At 71.0% G+C, this 18,765-nt stretch carries 19 protein-coding genes; 11 read left to right on the top strand and 8 right to left on the bottom strand.

The annotated features are described in order from the left end of the window. Positions 1-2: 2 nt before the first annotated feature. Positions 3-1,124, bottom strand: coding sequence for an acyl-CoA dehydrogenase family protein (locus tag ACWIHT_RS04740; RefSeq protein WP_456164389.1), 1,122 nt, complete (start codon positions 1,122-1,124; stop codon positions 3-5). A 108-nt stretch (positions 1,125-1,232) separates the two neighbouring features. Here ACWIHT_RS04740 and ACWIHT_RS04735 point away from each other — a divergent pair, with 108 nt between their 5' ends. Further along, positions 1,233-2,054 (top strand): enoyl-CoA hydratase/isomerase family protein, encoded by an 822-nt coding sequence (locus ACWIHT_RS04735; RefSeq protein WP_456164387.1) that lies wholly within the window; start codon positions 1,233-1,235, stop codon positions 2,052-2,054. Positions 2,055-2,083: 29 nt separating this feature from the next. Continuing rightward, positions 2,084-2,584, top strand: coding sequence for an FAS1-like dehydratase domain-containing protein (locus tag ACWIHT_RS04730; protein WP_456164385.1), 501 nt, complete (start codon positions 2,084-2,086; stop codon positions 2,582-2,584). On the opposite strand, the gene ACWIHT_RS04725 is transcribed toward ACWIHT_RS04730, so the two are convergent. Continuing rightward, a complete protein-coding gene (locus ACWIHT_RS04725; RefSeq protein WP_456164383.1) occupies positions 2,563-3,972 on the bottom strand; it encodes a family 1 glycosylhydrolase in 1,410 nt (469 codons plus the stop codon). The genes ACWIHT_RS04730 and ACWIHT_RS04725 overlap by 22 nt on opposite strands. 237 nt (positions 3,973-4,209) lie before the next feature. After that, positions 4,210-5,076, bottom strand: coding sequence for a crotonase/enoyl-CoA hydratase family protein (locus tag ACWIHT_RS04720; RefSeq protein WP_456164381.1), 867 nt, complete (start codon positions 5,074-5,076; stop codon positions 4,210-4,212). Between the two features lie 105 nt (positions 5,077-5,181). On the opposite strand from ACWIHT_RS04720, the gene ACWIHT_RS04715 reads away from it, so the two are divergent. The 3 genes from ACWIHT_RS04715 to ACWIHT_RS04705 are packed head-to-tail and all read left to right on the top strand — an operon-like array spanning position 5,182 to position 8,134. Further along, positions 5,182-5,967: an enoyl-CoA hydratase/isomerase family protein gene (locus ACWIHT_RS04715; RefSeq protein WP_456164379.1), complete on the top strand. Its 786-nt coding sequence runs from the start codon at positions 5,182-5,184 to the stop codon at positions 5,965-5,967. 5 nt (positions 5,968-5,972) lie between these two features. After that, positions 5,973-7,115 carry an acyl-CoA dehydrogenase family protein gene (locus ACWIHT_RS04710; RefSeq protein ID WP_456164377.1) on the top strand — a complete coding sequence of 381 codons (1,143 nt, stop codon included), beginning with the start codon at positions 5,973-5,975 and terminating at the stop codon, positions 7,113-7,115. Then, entirely contained in the window at positions 7,112-8,134 is a 1,023-nt protein-coding gene (locus ACWIHT_RS04705) for an LLM class F420-dependent oxidoreductase (RefSeq protein ID WP_456164375.1), read from the top strand. Before ACWIHT_RS04710 ends, ACWIHT_RS04705 begins: the two co-directional genes overlap by 4 nt. Positions 8,135-8,141: 7 nt before the next feature. Here ACWIHT_RS04705 and ACWIHT_RS04700 read toward each other — a convergent pair whose 3' ends face one another. The 5 genes from ACWIHT_RS04700 to ACWIHT_RS04680 form a co-directional block, all read right to left on the bottom strand. Beyond that, positions 8,142-8,900, bottom strand: a complete 759-nt coding sequence (locus tag ACWIHT_RS04700) for a FadR/GntR family transcriptional regulator (protein WP_456164373.1) — start codon at positions 8,898-8,900, stop codon at positions 8,142-8,144. Between the two features lie 5 nt (positions 8,901-8,905). Further along, complete coding sequence (locus ACWIHT_RS04695) at positions 8,906-9,307, bottom strand: Zn-ribbon domain-containing OB-fold protein (RefSeq protein WP_456164371.1); 402 nt, start codon at positions 9,305-9,307, stop codon at positions 8,906-8,908. Then, positions 9,304-10,455 (bottom strand): thiolase family protein, encoded by a 1,152-nt coding sequence (locus ACWIHT_RS04690; protein ID WP_456164369.1) that lies wholly within the window; start codon positions 10,453-10,455, stop codon positions 9,304-9,306. The genes ACWIHT_RS04695 and ACWIHT_RS04690 overlap by 4 nt, the downstream gene beginning before the upstream one ends. A gap of 4 nt (positions 10,456-10,459) precedes the next feature. Next, a complete protein-coding gene (locus ACWIHT_RS04685) occupies positions 10,460-12,034 on the bottom strand; it encodes an AMP-binding protein (RefSeq protein ID WP_456164367.1) in 1,575 nt (524 codons plus the stop codon). 126 nt (positions 12,035-12,160) lie between these two features. Then, entirely contained in the window at positions 12,161-13,303 is a 1,143-nt protein-coding gene (locus ACWIHT_RS04680) for an acyl-CoA dehydrogenase family protein (protein ID WP_456164365.1), read from the bottom strand. An 85-nt stretch (positions 13,304-13,388) separates the two neighbouring features. Here ACWIHT_RS04680 and ACWIHT_RS04675 point away from each other — a divergent pair, with 85 nt between their 5' ends. From ACWIHT_RS04675 to ACWIHT_RS04650, 6 genes are read left to right on the top strand one after another with little or no spacing between them, the layout of a single operon-like run. Continuing rightward, positions 13,389-14,144 (top strand): SDR family NAD(P)-dependent oxidoreductase, encoded by a 756-nt coding sequence (locus tag ACWIHT_RS04675; RefSeq protein WP_456164363.1) that lies wholly within the window; start codon positions 13,389-13,391, stop codon positions 14,142-14,144. Position 14,145: 1 nt separating this feature from the next. After that, a complete protein-coding gene (locus ACWIHT_RS04670) occupies positions 14,146-14,925 on the top strand; it encodes an enoyl-CoA hydratase/isomerase family protein (protein ID WP_456164361.1) in 780 nt (259 codons plus the stop codon). A gap of 30 nt (positions 14,926-14,955) precedes the next feature. Beyond that, positions 14,956-16,122 carry a CaiB/BaiF CoA transferase family protein gene (locus ACWIHT_RS04665; protein WP_456164359.1) on the top strand — a complete coding sequence of 389 codons (1,167 nt, stop codon included), beginning with the start codon at positions 14,956-14,958 and terminating at the stop codon, positions 16,120-16,122. Between the two features lie 3 nt (positions 16,123-16,125). Further along, the gene (locus ACWIHT_RS04660; protein ID WP_456164357.1) at positions 16,126-17,037 is read left to right on the top strand and encodes an SDR family NAD(P)-dependent oxidoreductase; all 912 of its coding nucleotides are present in this window, start codon (positions 16,126-16,128) and stop codon (positions 17,035-17,037) included. Next, the gene (locus ACWIHT_RS04655) at positions 17,034-17,567 is read left to right on the top strand and encodes a DoxX family protein (RefSeq protein WP_456164355.1); all 534 of its coding nucleotides are present in this window, start codon (positions 17,034-17,036) and stop codon (positions 17,565-17,567) included. Before ACWIHT_RS04660 ends, ACWIHT_RS04655 begins: the two co-directional genes overlap by 4 nt. Positions 17,568-17,586: 19 nt before the next feature. After that, the gene (locus ACWIHT_RS04650; RefSeq protein ID WP_456164353.1) at positions 17,587-18,744 is read left to right on the top strand and encodes an acyl-CoA dehydrogenase family protein; all 1,158 of its coding nucleotides are present in this window, start codon (positions 17,587-17,589) and stop codon (positions 18,742-18,744) included. The last annotated feature ends 21 nt before the right edge of the window (positions 18,745-18,765 follow it).

The raw sequence follows: 18,765 nt of genomic DNA, 5'->3' as shown, positions 1-18,765 counted from the left end.
TGTCAGATGCCGAGCCGGGCCGCGAGCAGCTCCCGGTGGTACGCGGGGGTGCCGAGCAGCACCTCGGAGCTCTTGGCGCGCTTGAGGTGGAGGTGCGCGGGGTGCTCCCAGGTGAAGCCGATGCCGCCGTGGACCTGGATGGTGTCGGCGGCGACCCTGGTGAACGTCTCCGCGCAGTAGGCCTGCGCCACGGCGGCCGTCACGGCGATCTCCTTGGCGTCGCCGGCATCCAGGGCCCACAGTCCGGCGTAGGCCGCCGAGCGGGCGGACTCGATCTCGACGAGCATGTCGGCGCACTTGTGCTTGATGCCCTGGAACGAGCCGATCGGGCGGCCGTACTGCTCGCGGATCCTGGCGTACGCGACCGCCATGTCCAGGTCGGCGGCAGCGCCACCGACCTGTTCGGCGGCCAGGAGGACGGAGGCTGTGGCGAGGGTGCGTTCGAGGACCGGCCAGGCCGTGCCGTCGGTGCCGAGCAGGCGGGCGGGGGTGTCCGTGAAGGTGATGCGCGCCTGTTTGCGGGTCTGGTCGAGGGTGGGGAGGGGCGCGCGGGTGAGGCCTGGGGCGTCGGCCGCCTCGACGGCGAAGAGGCTGATGCCAGCGGGGGTGCGGGCGGCGACCAGGATCAGGTCGGCGATGTGTCCGTCGGGGACGTAGGTCTTGGTGCCCGTGAGGCGCCAACCGGCCGGTCCCTCAAGGGCGTTGAGCCGGATGCCCGACGCGTCCCAGCGGCCGTCCTCCTCGGTGAGCGCGAGGGTGGCCACCGTCCGGCCGGTCGCGATACCGGGCAGCAGTTCGGCGCGGGCGGCCTCGTCGTCGCAGCGCAGCAGCGCCTCGGCGGCCAGGGCGACGGTGGCGAAGTACGGGGCGCACAGCAGGGCGCGGCCCGCTTCCTCGAAGACGACGCCGAGGTCGACATAGCCGAAGCCCGAGCCGCCGTACTCCTCGGGTACGGCGAGTCCCTGCAACCCGATCTCCGTGGCGAGGCGACGCCATACGACCGCGTCGTAGCCGCGCGGATCGGCGGCCAGGCGGCGGACGTCCGCCTCGGTGGAGTGCCGGGAGAGGAACGACCGTACGACCTTGCGCAGTTCGTCCTGCTCCTCGCTGAAGGTGAGATCCATGCCGAGCTTCCCGTCCTCGGTACGGCACGGGTACCGGCCGCTTGCCGCCCGCCCCTCGATACAGTTAGATAATTATAGTATCCGCACTGAATACACCAGGAGTGCGACGTGACCGATTCCTACGCCCCGTTCACGAGTCTGACCTTCGAGCGGCCCGCGCCCGGCGTGCTCCGCATCGTGCTGGACGCGCCGAACCTCAACGCCGTGGATCCACGGATGCACGGTGAGCTGGCGGATGTCTGGCCGGTCGTCGACCGGGACGAGGAGACCCGCGCGGTACTGGTCCAGGGAGCGGGCAAGGCGTTCTCGGCCGGCGGGACCTTCGACTCCATCGAGGCCATGACCGAGGACTACGCCGTGCGCGCCCGGGTGATGCGGGAGGCGCGGGACATGGTCTACGGGGTGATCAACTGCTCGAAGCCCGTGGTCTCCGCGATCCACGGACCGGCGGTCGGCGCGGGGCTGGTCATCGGGATGCTGGCGGACATCTCGATCGCCGGGCGGAAGGCGAAGATCGTCGACGGGCACACCCGGCTCGGGGTGGCGGCCGGCGACCACGCGGCCATCTGCTGGCCGCTGCTGTGCGGCATGGCCAAGGCCAAGTACTACCTGCTGACCTGCGAGGCGCTCACCGGCGAGGAGGCCGAGCGGATCGGCCTGGTGTCGAAGTGCGTCGACGACGCGGACGTGCACGCCGAGGGGCTGCGGGTGGCGACCCTGCTGGCCGCTGGTCCGGCCAGCGCCCTCAGCTGGACCAAGCGGTCCCTCAACCACTGGTACCGCACGGCCCAGCCGCTCTTCGAGGCGTCACTGGGGCTGGAGTTCTTCGGGTTCGGGGGGCACGAGGTCGTCGAGGGACTCGCCGCGCACCGCGAGAAGCGCGCACCGGACTTCGAGGGCGTGGCCGGCAAGCACCCGATCGACCTGTGACCGACCCACGTACGCATGAGGAGCACCCGATGACGGCAGAGCAGACCCGCACCGAAATCCCGCCGCTGGTACGGGGGTTGACCTACGAGGAGATGCCGGTCGGGCAGGTCTTCCGTACCGCCCGCCGTACCATCACCGAGACCGACCTGGTCAACTTCGTCACCTGGGGCGGCTTCAACGAACCGCTCTTCTGGGACGCCTCGCACGCGGCCGACGGCGGCTACACGGGGCGGCTGGTCCCGGGCGCGCTGACGTACTGCATCGCGGAAGGGCTCGTACTCCAGACCAACGTGTTGCATGGCACGGGCCTGGCGTTCCTGCACATGGAAATGACCGTGCGCGGCCCGGTGTACGTCGGCGACACGCTGTACGCCGTCGTGGAGACCACGGCGTCCCGGCCATCCGGCAAACCCGGCCGGGGTGTCGTCACCAGCCGGATCACCGTACGCAACCAGCGGGACGAGGACGTGCTCGTCTACACGCCGGTGCGGCTGATCCGGGGCCGGGACTACGAGGCTCCGACCCGCTGATCCCCGGGGCCGGGCGGGACCAGGGTGAGCCCGGGCCCCGCGCCCGGTGCCTCGGGGCCCGCGAAGGCTCCGGCCCGCAGCCAGTCGGAGGGCATCGGCGGGCGCGGCGGCGGCTCGTGGTCGGGGACCGCCATCGCGTAGAGGCGGGTGTAGCGGAACTTCGCCTCCAGGTTGTCGAGCACCGACCAGTACTCGTAGCCGCAGACGTCCACGCCGCGCTGTATCACCCGGCCCAGCCAGGACAGCCTGGCGCGCAGCAGGGACCGGCGCCGTGCGTCGTCGCTGTAACCGGCCTCGTCGACGAGGTCCAGATCGCCCATGCCGTTGTCGACGACGGACAGCGGCGGCAGCAGGTCGCCGTAGAGGTCGTGGAGGTCCGCGACGGCGTCGGCCAGGCCCTCGGGGAGGATGGGCCAGCCGTACGCCGTCGTCTCCACGTCGTCGAAGGGGACGATGGCGAAGCCCAGGCCTACGAGGAGACGGTTGACCTCGTTGAGCCTGCTCTGGCATTTGTCGGCCGGCAGTGCGCGGGCGAGGTTCTCCGGTGCGGTGACGCGGAACGGGGTGTGCCAGGACAGGCCGAGGAGGTCCTGCGGGGTGGCGATGACGTCCAGGTCCCCCGGGCGCACACAGCCGGTGTCCTCGATCGGTGAGACGTCGTCCTCGGTGACCATGTGCTCGGCGAGCAGCAGGGGGTCGAGGAAGAGGCGGTTGGTCCAGCTCAGCAGGCGGTCCAGGGCGAGCCGGTCGAAGGGGTCCTCGGTGGCCGGGTAGCCGCCGACGAGGGTGACCGTGGTCCCGATCCGGCCGCCGGCGCCGGCGGCTCGCAGGGCACGGGTCGCGAGTCCGTTGGCGAGCAGGATGTGGTGGACGGCGGGCAGGCCCGCGCGGCCGATACCCCGGCCCGGTGTGTACATCCCGGCCACATGGTCGGCGAGAGTGGGTCCGGCCAGGTCGGTGGAGGTGATCCAGCGGGTCACGCGGTCGCCGTAGCGGCGGCCCAGTTCGGCGGCGAAGGCCGCGAAGTGCTCGGCGGTGTCACGCTCCAACCAGCCTCCGGCGTCCTCCAGCCAGGATGGCAGCGACCGGTCGAACAGGGTCAGACACGGGCGCAGGCCGAGTGCGAGCAGGGAGTCGAGCTCGCGGTCGCAGCGGTCCAGGGCCGCGCGGTCCCAGCTGTCGGGGCCGTCGGGTTGGAGGAGCGGCCAGCCGGCGACCATCCGGTGCGTGTCGGGTGTGACGCCGACCAGGTGCCGGATGTCGTCGGTCCACTGCCGGAAGTGGCCCCCGCGCTCCGCGAGTGGCGGCGGCGGGGCCGCGATGGCGTCCGCGGTGGCGACTCCCCAGTCGACACCGTGGAAGGACTCATGCAGGAAACCATCGCTCATGGTCACCGTCCTGGAGCGGAATAGCTAACGCATTCAACTGAATGCCCGCCATCCGGACGCTAACACTTCACGGAAACGACGACAATGTTTCGGACAGGTCTCATCCGTCCGTCAAAGTGTCGCGCCGGGGTCGGTTCATGTCCAGGGCGAGGTCGGCCGCCTGCCGGGCCGCGGTCATGATCGAACGGTTGGGGTTGCCTGGGGTCGTGGCCAGCCGGTTTCGGCCATGATCTGGTCTCACTCCCCCAAGGGCCGGAACTCCTCCTCCTGCCACCACGGATAGACGGCCGGCAGGTCCTTGCTGACCCGGCCGGGGAACACGGGTGGCCGCTTGGCGAGGAACGACTCCACACCCTCCACGGGGTCCGGGCCGCCCCCGATCTGGCTCATGATCCGTGAGTCGAGGCGGTGTGCGGCCATCGGGTGGGGCTCGCCGAGCATCCGCCACATCATCTGGCGGGAGAGGGCCACCGAGATCGCCGAGGTGTTGTCGGCGATCTCGCGGGCGAGTTCGTACGCCGCCGGGAGCAGTTCCTCGGGGGGATGCACGGAGCGGACGAGCCCTGCCGACAGCGCCTCGTCGGGGCCGAAGACGCGGCCGGTGGCCACCCATTCCATAGCCCGTTGCATCCCCACGGCCCGGGGGAGGAACCAGCTCGCCGCGGACTCCGGCACGATGCCTCGGCGCGCGAAGACGAACCCGAACTTCGCCGAGGTCGAGACCAGCCGGATGTCCATGGGCAACGTCATGCTCGCCCCCACACCCGCCGCCGGACCGTTGACCGCCGCGATGACCGGCTTGGTGCTGGCGAAGATCCGTAGGGCGACCCGGCCGCCGGTGTCCCGGTGCCAGGCGCCCGCCCTGCGGTGGTCGAAGGACGAGCCGCCGGAGCTGACGTCGGCGCCCGCGCAGAAGCCGCGACCGGCCCCGGTCACCACGATCACCCGTATCTCGTCGTCGGCGTCGGCCGCGTCCAGGACGTCGAGGAGGTCGCCCATCATCTGCGGGTTGAAGGCGTTCAGCTTCTCGGGACGGTTGAGCGTGACGGTGAGGATCCGGTCCGTCACCTCGGCCCGCACGGTCTCGTACTCCTGCTCCGGCATGCGTGTCCTCCGTCGACCTCGTCACCCGGCGATCCGGTTCTCATAAAGCTCAATTAGTTATAGCATTCAACTCTACTGACCTGTTCCTGAACGGTGGCGGTGAAGATGACGGATCTGGTGGTGACGGCCCTCGGGCCGGTCCGGCTGATCGAGCTGAACCGGCCTGACCAGCTCAACGCGATGAGCGAGGAACTGCACTCCGGCCTCGCGTCGGTCTGGGACACGGTCGCCGACGACCCCGAGGCGCGGGTGGTCGTCCTCACCGGCCGGGGAAGGGCGTTCAGCGCGGGCGGCAACTTCGACATCATGACGCGGGTCCAGCGAGACCCCGCCTTCCGGCAGCAGAACGTGGACGAGGCCCGGCGGATCATCACCGGCCTGGTCCGCTGCCCGCTGCCGGTGATCGCGGCGGTCAACGGGCCCGCCGTGGGCCTGGGTTGCAGCCTGGCCCTGCTGAGCGACCTGGTGCTGATCGCGGACGACGCCTATGTGGCCGACCCGCACGTCCAGGTCGGTCTCGTCGCCGGGGACGGCGGCGCCCTCGTCCTGCCGCTGCTCGTCGGCCTGCCACGGGCGAAGGAACTCCTGTTCCTGGGCGAGCGGGTGAGCGCCGAGGAGGCGGTCCGGCTCGGCCTCGCCAACCGTGTCGTACCGAAGGACAAGCTCATGGACGAGGCCATGGACCTGGCCGGACGGCTGGCCGCACTGCCCGCGCAGGCGCTGCGCGGCACCAAGCGGGTGGTGAACCTGCATCTGGAGCAGGCCATCGCCGCCGTACTGGAGCCCGCGTTGCTCGCCGAGCGGGACAGCATGCACGACCCGGACCACATCGCCGCGGTGGAGAAGATCATCGCCTCTCGCGCGCGTCGCCGAACCGGTGCGGAGGGCTGAGCGGCATGGACTTCGCGTTCAGTGACGAGCAGGAGCAACTGCGCCGCACCGTACGGGCGTTCCTCGCGGACACCTCCCCCGAGACCGAGACACGACGGCTGATGGAGACGCCGGAGGGCTTCGACCGGGCGCTGTGGCGCCGGATGGGCACGGAACTCGGCCTTCAGGGGCTGGCCGTTCCCGAGGAGTACGGCGGTGCCGGGTGCGGGCCGGTCGAAGTGGGCGTGGTCATGGAGGAGTTGGGCCGCGCGCTGCTGTGCGCGCCCTTCCTCTCCTCGGCCGTGCTGGTGACGACCGCCCTGTTGCGCTGCGACGACGAGGACGCCCGCAAACGCCTGCTACCGGGGCTGGCCTCGGGCGAGTTGGTCGGAGCGCTGGCCCTGACCGAGGACTCCGCCCGTTGGGACGCGACCGGCGTCCGGCTCAACGCCCGGGCATCGGACGGGTGTTGGCTGCTGACGGGACACAAGATGTTCGTCCTGGACGGCGCCGCCGCCGATGTCGTCCTGACCGTCGCCCGCGCCGACGACGGCATCGGTGTCTTCTGCGTGGACGGCGACGCGCCGGGACTGACCCGCACTCCGCTGCCCACGATGGACCCCACCCGCCGACAGGCCCGCCTCGACTACGACGACGTACCGGCGACCCGGTTGCGCACGCACGGAGACGGCTGGGACCTCGTCTCGCAGGTGCTGGACCGGGCCGCGGTGGCACTCGCCGCCGAGCAGGTCGGGGTGGCCTCGCGCGCGCTGGACATGGCGGTGGAGTACGCCAAGGTACGGCACCAGTTCGGGCGGCCCATCGGTTCCTTCCAGGCCGTCAAACACCTGCTCGCCGACGTCCTGCTCGACGTGGAGTCGGCGCGTGCCGCCGCGCACTACGCGCTGCTCGCCGCGGCGGACGAGGACCCGGACCTGCCCGCCGTGGCGAGTCTGGCCAAGGCGTTCTGCTCCGACGCGTGCCTGAGCGCGTCGGAGCAGAACATCCAGGTCCACGGCGGCATCGGCTTCACCTGGGAACACCCGGCCCACCTCTATCTGAAGCGGGCCAAGACGTCACAACTCCTGTTCGGCGACCCGGCGTTCCACCGCGAACTGCTCGCTGGGCGCATCGGGCTGGACGCGGTCACAGCAGAGGGAGCGGCATGAAGGTCGACGGCAAGCTGAGTGTGTGGGGCACCACGGAGGTCGTGGCGGAGGCGCGGCACCATGAGAAGGCCGGCTACGACGGCCTGTGGGCCTCGGAGTCCCAACACGACCCGTTCCTACCGCTGTTGCTCGCGGCCGAGCACACCGAACGGCTTGAGGTCGGCACGGCGATCGCGGTGGCGTTCGCTCGCTCGCCGATGCAACTCGCGTACACCGCGCACGACTTGCAGGCCTACTCGGGGGGCCGTTTCTCGCTCGGTCTCGGCAGCCAGATCAAACCCCACATCGAGCGGCGCTTCGCCATGCCGTGGAGCCGTCCGGCCGCCCGTATGCGGGAGTACGTGAGCGCGTTGCGCGCCATCTGGGCCGCCTGGAACGACGGCGAGAAGCTCGACTTCCGCGGCGACTTCTACACGCACACGCTCATGTCCCCGTTCTTCTCGCCCCCGCCCGCTCCCGGCGGCGCCCCGAAGGTCTTCGTGGCCGCCGTCGGCGAGGCGATGACCCGGGTCGCGGGCGAGGTCGCCGACGGGCTCCTCGCACACGGCTTCACCACCGAGCGCTATCTGCGGGAAGTGACCCTCCCGACCGTCGAGTTGGGCCTCGAAAGCTCCGGCCGCACCCGGAGCGACTTCTCCGTCTCCCATCTTCTCCTCACCGCGACCGGCCGCACCGAGGAGGAACTGGCCCGCGCGATCGACGGCACCCGCCGCCAGATCGCGTTCTACGGCAGCACACCCGCGTATCGCGGGGTCCTGGAACTGCACGGCTGGGGTGAACTCGGCGACGAGCTGAACGCATTGTCGAAGTCGTCCCGCGAGGACAAGTGGGAGGCGATGGGCGGCCTGGTCGACGACGAGGTCCTGCACACCTTCGCGGTCGTCGCGGAGCCGGAGCGGGTGGCGGACGAGATCAGGCGCCGGTACGGGGCCCTGGTGGACCGGGTGTCCTTCTACACGGCCTACGACATCGACGCCGAGGTGTGGGAGCCGATCGTGCAGGAACTGCGCGGGAGTTGACGAACCGTCAGCCGAGCAGGTCCAGGACCGTCGTCATGGACCTGCTCCGCAGCAGGTAGTCCTCGGCCTCCTGGAGATGCAGGTGCCACAGCTCCTCGGCGGCCTCGGCCCGGCGACCGGCGACCAGTTCGACGAGCGCGCCGTGGGCGCGGAAGCCCCGGCGGTTGGCCCGGATGTTCTCGGGGCTGCCGGCGTCGAGGTCGACGTGTGACCAGTTCGCCTGGTCGATGATGTTCCTGACCATGCCGTTGAGGACGCTCAGTGTCTCGTTGCCGGCGAGTTCGACGACGAGGGCGTGGAACTCCATGTGGGCGCGGATGAAGGCCGAGGGGTCGTCCATGAGTCCCTCGGCCTCGGCGACGGAGGCCCGCAGCCGCTCCAGGTCCCGGTCGGTGCGCCGCTGGGCTAGCAGGCGGGCGCAGGGCGCCTCGATGACCGTACGGGCGTCGTAGACGTCCTTGAGGGTCGTACCGCGGTATTCGAGGACCACCCCCGCGTACCGCGCGGCGACCGTGCCCTCCGGGATCTGCACCCGCGCCCCGCCCCGGGCACCCCGGCGCACGCTGATCAGGGACTCCGACTCCAGTACCCGGAACGCCTCGCGCAGCGTCGGCCGGGAGACGGCGAACTCCGCCATCAGGGCCGTCTCGGCGGGCAGCGCCTCGCCCTCGGCCAGTTCGCCGCGCACGATCTTGCGGCGCAGTTGTGCCGCCACCAGCTCGGCCATCTTCGGGACCCGTACCGGTGTGTTGGTCACGGCATCCATCTCCTTCAGTCGGCGGGGACCGGTACGAAGTACGGCAGGGTGATGTCGTCGGTGAGCGGCCGGAAGTCCACGCGTACGCGCAGGCCGATGACGACGTCGTCCGGGTCGCCGGCGTCGACGTGGGTGAGCAGGGTGGCGCCGTCGTCGAGGTCGATCACGGCGAGCGCGAAGGGCGTGTCGAAGCCGGGGCCGGGTGCGCGGTGCACGACGGTCACGGAGTAGACGGTGCCCCGGCCGGCGCTGGGCACGTACCGCCAGTCCGTCGACATGCAGCCGGGGCAGGCGGGTTCGGGCACGAAGAAGCGCAGCCCGCAGGCCGGGCAGTGCGGGATCACCAGGTCACCGCGCCGGGCCGCGTCCCAGAACGGCCGGGACAGTTCGGTGGGCACGGGCACGGGGCGGCTCATCGTGTCCTCCCCAGGACGCTCATCTCGTAGTGCTGCGCGCCGGAGCCCGCGTTGCCGACGACCGCCAGTTCCGCGCCCTCGACCTGATGGACGGCCGTGCCGCGCAACTGCCGTACGGCCTCGACGACTTTGAGGGTCATCTGCTGGGTTCCGTTCCACGCGTACGCCAGGCAGCCGCCGTCGGGATTGACGGGGTGCTTGCCGCCGACGGCGATGGCGCCACTGGCGGCCAGCGAGCCGCCCTCGCCCTCGCCGCACAGGCCGAGGATCTCCAACTGGCGGATGATCTCGAAGGAGTTGGGGTCGTAGAGGGAGAAGACGTCCACGTCGTGCGGGCTGACGCCGGCCATGGCGTAGGCGCGCTCGGCGGCGTCCCGGCCGAGTTGTCCGACCTCGCGGTACAGGGCGGGGTTGGCGTACGCGGCCTGGTGGTACTCCATGCCCCCGCCGAGCACGGCGACGGGCGGGTGGGGCAGGTCCCGGGCGCGTTCGGCGGTGGTCACCACGAGGGCGGCGCCGCCCTCGCCGACGATGCAGCAGTCCAGCAGGTGGAACGGAGTGGCCACCATGCGGGAGGCGAGCACGTCGTCGGCGGTGTACGGGCCGCGGCCGTACATCATCGCCTCGGGGTTGGTGGTGCCGTTGTTGCGGATGGTGGCGGCGACCTCCGCGAGCTGGCGGGAGGTCGTGCCGTACTCGTGCATGTGCCGGGCCGCGACCAGGGCGAACTGGGCGACGACGTAGCTGCCCCAGACGTCGGCGAACTCCAGCGGGACCCCGGCGCCGACGGGGCCCGCGCCACGCGCGACCAGTTTGCAGCCGCCGACGACGACGGTGTCGGCGAGCCCGGCCCGTACGGCCGCCGCCGCCTTCAGCAGGCCCCGTGAGCCGGCGTTGTCGAGCATCGAGTCGCTGGTCCAGCGCAGGTCCCGGCCGAGCAGCCGCGCCCAGGAGCTGCCCTCGCCGGGGACTCCGCCCGGGCCCGGCCAGTCGACCTGGGCGCCGTCGACGTCCGACGGGGCGAGCCCGGCGTCCTCGATCGCGCCGCGCACCGCTTCGAGGGCGAGGCCCATCGCGTCGCGATGCGGGAGGGACAGTGCCTGCTCGGTGGCGTGGACGCCGACGACGACGGGTTGGCGGTCGGTCACGGCGTCACCGCCCCGCGCCGAGTGTGTCGCCGCCGGGATAGCCGCCCCCGCCGAAGCGCTCGTCGAGCACCTCGTAGTCCTTGGCGAAGTCCTTGGTGCGCGGCAGCGCGTCGACGAACTCGACCGTCTTCGGCTTCTTGTACGAGGCGATCCGCGCCCGGCAGTGCTCGATGACGTCCGCGGCCGTGACGGGTCCGGCGTCGGGGTGGAGGACGACGACGGCCTTGACGTCCTGGGCCCAGCGTTCGTTGGGCACGCCGATCACGGCGGCTTCCTTGACGGCCGGGTGCGACTCGATGCAGTTCTCCACCTCGGCCGGGAAGATGTTCTCCGCCGCCGACTTGAGCATGCGGGTCGTGGTGCCGAGGAAGCTGATCGTGCCGTCGCTCTCGCGTCGGCCGAGGTCGGTGGTGTGCCACCAGCCGAAGCGGAAGCGCTCCTTGTTGATCTCGGGTCGGTTCCAGTAGCCGAGGTGCACCAGGTCGCCGCGGACGCAGATCTCGCCCGCCTCGCCGACCGCGCGCTCCTGGCCGGTGCCGTCGAGGACGCGTAGGGCGGTGAAGGGGCCGGGCCGTCCCGCGTTGCCGGTGCCCGCGCCGCCGTAGGCGCCGGTCACGGCGAAGCCGGTGACCTCGGTCTGGCCGTAGCCGCGGCCCTCGCCGCCGCCGTTGCGGGTGAAGCGGCTGGTGTCGGTGGGGACCGTGCCCTGCCACAGGGGGGCGGCGACGCTGGCCCGCAGATGCGAGAGGTCGTGGCCCGCTTCCCGGTTGAGGGCGACGAGTTGGGCGATCGTCGGCGGCATCAGGTAGGCGTGCGTGCACTGCTCGCGCGCAAGCAGCGGGAGCAACTCCTCGGCTACGACCCGACGGACGACGACGTTCTTGCCGCCGTGCACGAAGGCCGGGACGCCCCAGAACTGGTAGTTGCCGATGTGGAACATGGGTCCGGCGCCGAGGAAGGCGGTCTCGGTGCCGATGTCCCCCATCCAGGCGGCGCTCGCACCCATGGCGAGGAGGTTGCGGTGCGAGAGCATCGAGCCGGACTGGCGTCCGGAGATCGCCGCCGTGTAGATGACCAGGAGCGCGGAGTCCGGGTCCACGTCGACCGCCGGGTCCTCGGCCGTGCCGGAGGCCAGGAAGGACTCGTAGGAGCCGGGGCCCTCGTTGTCGTGGCGCAGCCACAACGCCCGGTGATCGCTGCCCAGTTCAGCGCGCGCCTTGCCGACCGTGTCGCCGACCTCCTCGTCCTGCCAGACCACGACCTTGGGGTCGAAGTCCTCGACGGCGAACGCCATTTCGGGGGCGGCCCAGCGCCAGTAGCCGGGACAGACCATGGCGCCGATCTTCGCGGCGGCGCCGAGCAGCTCCCAGATGCGGAAGGAGTTCTGCCCCAGCCAGAGGATCCGGTCGCCGGGGCCGACCCCCGCGACCGTGAGGGCTTGGGCGAGGCGGTTGGTGCGCTCGTCCAACTGCGGCCAGGTCAGCCGGACTTCGCCGTCCACGAGGGCAATGCCTGCGGGGAAGGACCTGCGGTGTTCACGGATGATGTCGCCGAACGTCAGGCGGCGGGCGGAATGCATGCTCGTGACTCCAAGGGCTTTCGGAAGGAGGAGGAAGTCGGAAGCGGCCGTGCACTCATCCAGGTTAAATAGCTAACCTATTTATCCAAGGTAGTCAATGAGTGGGGCACACATCGGGGTGCGGGCTCACAGCCCCAGCGAGCGCCCGATGATCTCCTGCATGATCTCCGAGGTCCCGCCGAAGACCCGCTGTACCCGGCTGTCGCGCCAGATCCGGGCGATCTCGTACTCGTTGACGTAGCCGTAGCCGCCGAAGAGCTGCATGCAGCGGTCGATGACCTGCCAGCCGGTCTCCGAGGTCCAGTACTTGGCCGCGGCGGCCTCCTCGGCCGTCAACTCGCCCTGGAACAGGGCCATGATGCAGCCGTCGAGATAGACGCGGGCCGCGCCCAGCCGGGCCTTGATGTCGGCGAGGGCGAACCGGTTGGCCTGGAACTCGCCGATCGGCTGCCCGAACGCCGTGCGGGTCTTCGCGTAGTCCAGCGCCAGCTCGAAGGCCCGCTCGGCCGCCGCCAGCGAGGAGACGGCGATGGCGAGGCGCTCGGTGGGGAGGTTGCCCATCATGTGGTAAAAACCGCGCCCCTCCTGCCCGATGAGGTTCTCGGCGGGGACCCGGACCTCATGGAAGAAGAGTTCTGCGGTGTCCTGCGCCTTCATGCCGACCTTGTCGAGCTTGCGACCGCGCTCGAAGCCCTCGGCACCGCGTTCGACGACGATCAGGCTGATGCCCTTGTGCCCGGCCTCGGGGTCGGTCTTGCAGGCGACGATGACCAGGTCGGCCAGGATGCCGTTGGTGATGAAGGTCTTGGACCCGTCGATCACCCACTCGTCGCCGTCCCGGCGGGCGGTGGTGCGGATGGCCTTGAGGTCGGATCCGGCGGCCGGCTCGGACAGGGCGAGCGCGCAGATCGTCTCGCCGCTGGTCACTCCGGGCAGCCAACGGGCCTTCTGCTCAGGGGTGGTTAGATTCGTCAGATAGGGCGGGATCACATCGTTCTGGAGCCCGAGCCCGATACCGACCGAACTGGTGGCCGCCATCTCCTCCGCCATGATCGCGTTGTAGCGGAAGTCCCAGATCCCCTGGCCGCCGTACTCCTCGGGGAACTGCCAGCCGATGAGCCCGGCCTTGCCCGCCGCCGCCCACGCGGCACGGCTCACCTGCCCGTCCCGCTCCCACTGGTCGGCGTACGGGGCGCATTCCCGCAGGTAGTAGGAGTGGGCGGTGTCCCGGAACAGCTCGTGCTCCTCGGTGAAGATCGTACGGCGCATGCTCGACTCCGCTCAGGCATCTCGCTTATTCAGCTGAAGTAGTTATACAATAGCGCGGTATCGACAGCCGGGCGAGGGAGGCCGCGTGAGCGTACGGGACAAGGTGGCACTCGTCACCGGAGCGGGCCGCGGCATCGGCGAGGCGATCGCCGACCGGCTCGCCGCCCAGGGAGCCGCGGTCGCCGTCTGCGACCTCGACGCGGAGGCGGCGGGCAAGGTCGCGGGCCTCCTCACGGAGCGGTACGGAGTGCGCGCGGTCGGAGTCGGCGCGGACATCTCCGACAGTGCGGCTGTCCGCACGGCCGTGGAACGCGTGGCCTCCGAACTCGGCCCGGTGGACGTCCTGGTGAACAACGCGGCCGTGGATGTCATCGGCCGGTTCGTCGACAGCGCCGAGGAGACCTGGGACCGGATCATCGCCGTCAATCTGCGCGGCACGATCACGGTCACCCGGGCCGTCCTCGACCCGATGATCGAGCGCGGCGGCGGCCGGATCGTCCATATCGCCTCGGACGCCGGCCGGGTCGGCTCCTCCGGTGAGGTCGTGTACTCCGCGACGAAGGGCGGGGTCATCGCCTTCGGCAAGGCGCTGGCCCGCGAGGTCGCCCGGCACGGCATCACCGTCAACAGCGTCTGCCCGGGACCGACCGACACCGCGCTGCTCGGGCAGGTCGCCGAGTACAGCCAGAAGATGTACGACGCGACCCTGCGGGCGATCCCGCTGCGCCGCGTCGCCCAGCCCGCCGACATCGCCGGCACGGTGGCCTTCCTCGCCTCCGACGACGCCGCCTACCTGACCGGGCAGACGCTCTCGGTCAGCGGCGGCCTGACGATGGTCTGAGGTGAGCACCGTGCTGCGCGTCGAACTCCGGGACCGCATAGCCGTGTTGACCCTCGACCGGCCCAAGCAACTGAACGCGATCGGGTCCGAGACCGTGGACCGGCTCACCCTCGCACTGCACGAACTGCGCGACAACGACGACGTACGCGCTCTGGTCGTGGCCGGGGCGGGCCGGGCGTTCTCGGCGGGAGCCGACATCGGTGAGATCGAATCCCTCACCGCGCCACGGCAGTTCCATTCCTTCGTGCGGCGACTGACCGACGCGTACGCGCTGTTGGAGGACTTTCCCAAGCCCTCGGTCGCGGCCGTTCACGGGTTCGCCTTCGGCGGCGGGCTCGAACTGGCCCTCGCCTGTGACCTGCGGGTGGCAGAGCGGGGCACCCGGCTGGGCCTGCCCGAGATGAAGCTCGGCGTGCTGCCGGGCGCGGGCGGCACCCAGCGGCTGCCGCGGCTGATCCCGCCCGCGATCGCCAAGCAGATGATCCTCACCGGCGAACCGATCGACGCGGAACGGGCGCACTCGCTCGGGCTGGTCAATGAACTCGCCGAGCCCGGCGGGGCGTTGGGCGCCGCCGAGGCACTCGCCGCCGCGCTGACGGCCGGGGCCCCACTGGCCCTGGCGGCGGGCAAGCGGCTGATCGACTACGGCCTCGGGATGGATCTGGAGGCGGCGATCTCGTACGAGCGCGAGACCGTCTCGGTGCTCTTCTCCACCGAGGACCGGGTCGAGGGACTGAAGGCCTTCCGGGAGCGCCGACCCGGCGACTTCCAGGGCAAATAGCGGGCGGACCGACAGACAGGGAGGTGGGTTGTGCGGCCACTGGAGGGCATTTCGGTCGTCGAACTGGGCATGTGGGTGGCGGCACCGGCCGCTGCCACGATGCTCGCGGACTGGGGCGCGGACGTGGTGAAGGTGGAGGCGCCGACCGGCGATCCGAACCGCTACACGCTCCGGCACGTCGGGCAGGACATCGACAGCGCGCCCCCGTTCGAGACCGACAACCGCGGCAAGCGCGGGATCGTCCTGGACCTGCGCGCGGAGGACGGAAAGGCCGTCCTGGAACGGCTGTTGGAGCGCGCCGACGTCTTCGTCACCAACCTCCGCCCCGGCGCTCTGGAACGGCTGGGCCTGGCCCCGGACGAACTGCGTCTCCGCCATCCGCGCCTGGTCGTCGGCACGTTGACCGGTTACGGCTGGACGGGCGCGGAGCGCGACCGTGCCGGGTACGACGTCTCCGCCTTCTGGGCCCGGCCCGGCATCGCCGCCATGCTCAACCCGGCCGGCGAGCCACCGCCCGGAATCCGCCCAGGACTTGGTGACCGCACGGCCGCGGCGAACCTGGTGGCGGGCGTGCTCGCCGCGCTGCTGCGCCGCGAACGCACGGGCGAGGGCGGCGTGGTGGACGTGTCGCTGCTGCGGTCCGGCACCTATGCCAACGGGAACGACCTCGCCCTCCAGAACTTCTTCGGCAGACGCGGCCGTACCCGGCACCGCACCGAGCACGAGTCCCCGCTCTACAACTCCTACCGGGCCGCCGACGACCGCTGGTTCTGGCTGGTCGGTCTGGAGGGCAACCGGCACTGGCCCGGCGTGATCAAGGCGCTCGGCCGCGCGGACCTGGAGACCGACGAACGGTTCGCCACCGGCAAGGCCCGACGTGGCCATGTACGCGAGCTGATCGCCGAGTTCGACGCGGAGTTCGCGAAGCGACGGCTGGACGAATGGGCGGAGCGGTTCGACGCCGAGGGCGTGTGGTGGGCGCCGGTGCAGACGCTCGCCGAGGTCGCGGCCGATCCGCAGGCCGAAGCCGTGGGCGCGTTCGTCGAGCAGCCCGGCATGGGTGACGCGCCGCCCCTGCGGACCGTGGCAACACCCGTCAGCTTCTGGGGTGTTGACGACAAGCCGCGCGGTGGAGCGCCCACGCTCGGCGAGCACACCGACGACATACTCCGCGAACTCGACTCAACCGGGAGGTAGCAGGTGGGCATCCTCGACGACAAGGTCGCCATCGTGACGGGCGGGGGCAGGGGTCTTGGCCGGGCGCACTGTCTGGCGCTCGCCGAGGCCGGCGCGACCGTGGTGGTGAACGACCTCGGCGCCGGCGTGCACGGGGAACAGACCGGCGACTCCCCCGCCGACGAGGTCGTCGCCGAGATCACCAAGCTCGGCGGGCAGGCGGTCGCCAACCACTCCTCGGTGACGGACTGGGCGGCGACCGAGACCATGGTCGCCGACACCGTCGCGGAGTTCGGGCGCCTCGACATCGTCGTGAACAACGCGGGGATCGTGCGCGACCGCATGCTGTTCTCGATGACCGAGGCCGAGTTCGACACCGTGATCGCGGTCCATCTCAAGGGCACCTTCGCGCTCACCCGGCACGCGTGCGCGTACTGGCGCGAGGCGTCGAAGCGCGGTGAGCACGTCACCGGCCGCGTGATCAACACGACGTCGGGAACAGGCCTGTTCGGCAATCAGGGGCAGTCCAACTACGGTGCCGCGAAGGCCGGAATCGCCGGTCTCACGGTCCTGACCGCTCTGGAGATGCGCAAGTACGGCGTCACCGCGAACGCCATCTCACCGATCGCGGCGACCCGCATGACGGACGGACTGGACGTCGGCGCATCGCTCCAGGCCGTCGACGGCTTCGACCCACGTGATCCCGCCAACGCCTCCGGTGTCGTCGTCTACTTGGCCTCCGACAGCGCGGCCTGGCTCACCGGCCAGGTCCTGCGCATCGAGGGCGACCGGCTGAATCGGCTCCAGGGCTGGACCGTCGCCGCCGTGCACCCCAGCCAGTCAGGCAGAGCCCTCACCTACGACGAACTTGTGGACGCCGTCCCGCAGTTGTACGGTGCCGTCCCCGCCGGCCGGGCCACAGGAGTCGGCCAGTGACGGAGCGGGGCCACGATGTCGCCGCGCTCGTCCTGCGCGCGACGCTCGGCCCGATGCTCTTCGCGCACGGCTGGAACAAGGTCGCCGGGCCGGGTGGGCTGAAGGGCACGACGGGCTGGTTCGAGGCGCTCGGTCTGCGGCCCGCCGAGGTGCACGCGCGCATGGCGGCCGGGACCGAGATGGCCGCCGGTGTGGGGATCGCGCTCGGTGCGGCGGGCCCTCTCCCGGCGGCGGCTGCCGTCGGGCTGATGACAGTGGCGGCCCGCACCGACCATCGAGGCAAGGGCTTCTTCGTCTTCAAAGGCGGCTGGGAGTACGTAGGTGTCGTGGGCGGGGCGGCCGTCGCCCTGGCCGCGCTGGGCCACGGCCGGTACTCGCTGGACGGAGTACTGCGCCGCCAACAGGCGGGCGCGGGGCCCGCGTTGCTGGCCGTGGGCATCGGCACGGCCAGCGCCGCGGCGCTGCTGGCCGCGTGCTACCGGCCGGAGCGGAAACCGGACGAGACAGAAACAGACAACCAAGGTCACTGAAGGCAATAAGGGAGTCGACATGGACGCGGCTGACTTCAGCGCGGTGCTGTCCGAGGTCCGGCGCTTCGTGCGCGAGCGCGTCGTGCCGGTCGAGGCGGAGATCGACGAGAAGGACGAGATGCCCGCGGAGATCCGCGAGGCGGCCAAGAAGATGGGCCTGTTCGGGTTCGCGCTGCCCGAGGAGTACGGCGGGCTGGGCCTGTCGATGTACGAGGAGGCCCAGTTGATGTTCGAGCTGGGGTACACCACCCCGTCGCTGCGCTCGATGTTCGGGACCAACAACGGCATCGCCGGGCACGTCCTGATGGTCGGCGGCACGGAGGAGCAGAAGGCGGAGTGGCTGCCGAGGATCGCCTCGGGTGACGTCCTGGCGTCGTTCGCGCTCACCGAGGCGGAGGCGGGTTCCGATCCCTCGACCCTGACCACCCGGGCGCATCTGGAGGGCGACGACTGGGTGATCAACGGGGCCAAGCGGTACATCACCAACGCCCCGCTCGCCGATGTCTTCATGGTCTTCGCCCGCACCGACCCCGACGCCCCGCGCACCCGTGGCATCTCGACGTTCCTGGTCCCGGCCGGCACCCCGGGCCTCACCGTGGCGCCCAAGGACCACAAGATGGGCCAGTTCGGCGCCTGGACGGCGGACGTGTACTTCGACGACGTGCGCGTGCCGGCGTCCGCCCTCGTCGGCGGCGAGGCCGGTCTGAACCGGGGGTTCGGCACGGCGATGGGCTGTATCGCGCACGGCCGGGTGCACATCTCGTCCCTGTGCGTGGGCATGGCCGAGCGGCTGGTCGACGAGTCCGTGGAGTACGCCCGCACCCGCCGCCAGTCCGGGAAGCTCATCGGCTCCTTCCAGCTCGTCCAGGGCCTGATCGCCGACTCCATGACCGACTACTACGCCGGGCGCGCCACGGTCCTGGAGGCCGCCCGCGCGTTCGACGCGGGAACGGACACGAAGATCGGCCCGTCCTGCACGAAGTACTTCGCCAGCGAGATGGTGTGGCGGGTCGCGGACCGCGCGGTCCAGATCCACGGCGGGGCGGGCTATATGCGCGGGGTCGCCGTCGAACGCTTCTACCGCGACGCCCGGCTGTTCCGCATCTACGAGGGCACGAGCCAGATCCAGCAGGTCATCATCGCGAAGGCGCTGCTGGGCGAGGCGGCCCGGGGCTGACCGGCACCGACGACGAAGGCC

The organism is Streptomyces sp. NPDC002276, assembly GCF_053891435.1.
The sequence above is the reverse complement of the archived record's forward strand: the minus strand, read 5'-3'. Positions and strand labels throughout refer to the sequence as shown.

Coding starts and splice junctions, on each gene's coding strand:
- ACWIHT_RS04715 (WP_456164379.1), top strand. CDS start 5,182: ATGACGGATCTGGTGGTGACGGCCCTCGGGCCGGTCCGGCTGATCGAG.
- ACWIHT_RS04730 (WP_456164385.1), top strand. CDS start 2,084: ATGACGGCAGAGCAGACCCGCACCGAAATCCCGCCGCTGGTACGGGGG.
- ACWIHT_RS04705 (WP_456164375.1), top strand. CDS start 7,112: ATGAAGGTCGACGGCAAGCTGAGTGTGTGGGGCACCACGGAGGTCGTG.
- ACWIHT_RS04725 (WP_456164383.1), bottom strand. CDS start 3,972: ATGAGCGATGGTTTCCTGCATGAGTCCTTCCACGGTGTCGACTGGGGA.
- ACWIHT_RS04695 (WP_456164371.1), bottom strand. CDS start 9,307: ATGAGCCGCCCCGTGCCCGTGCCCACCGAACTGTCCCGGCCGTTCTGG.
- ACWIHT_RS04720 (WP_456164381.1), bottom strand. CDS start 5,076: ATGCCGGAGCAGGAGTACGAGACCGTGCGGGCCGAGGTGACGGACCGG.
- ACWIHT_RS04650 (WP_456164353.1), top strand. CDS start 17,587: ATGGACGCGGCTGACTTCAGCGCGGTGCTGTCCGAGGTCCGGCGCTTC.
- ACWIHT_RS04710 (WP_456164377.1), top strand. CDS start 5,973: ATGGACTTCGCGTTCAGTGACGAGCAGGAGCAACTGCGCCGCACCGTA.
- ACWIHT_RS04680 (WP_456164365.1), bottom strand. CDS start 13,303: ATGCGCCGTACGATCTTCACCGAGGAGCACGAGCTGTTCCGGGACACC.
- ACWIHT_RS04740 (WP_456164389.1), bottom strand. CDS start 1,124: ATGGATCTCACCTTCAGCGAGGAGCAGGACGAACTGCGCAAGGTCGTA.
- ACWIHT_RS04700 (WP_456164373.1), bottom strand. CDS start 8,900: ATGGATGCCGTGACCAACACACCGGTACGGGTCCCGAAGATGGCCGAG.
- ACWIHT_RS04685 (WP_456164367.1), bottom strand. CDS start 12,034: ATGCATTCCGCCCGCCGCCTGACGTTCGGCGACATCATCCGTGAACAC.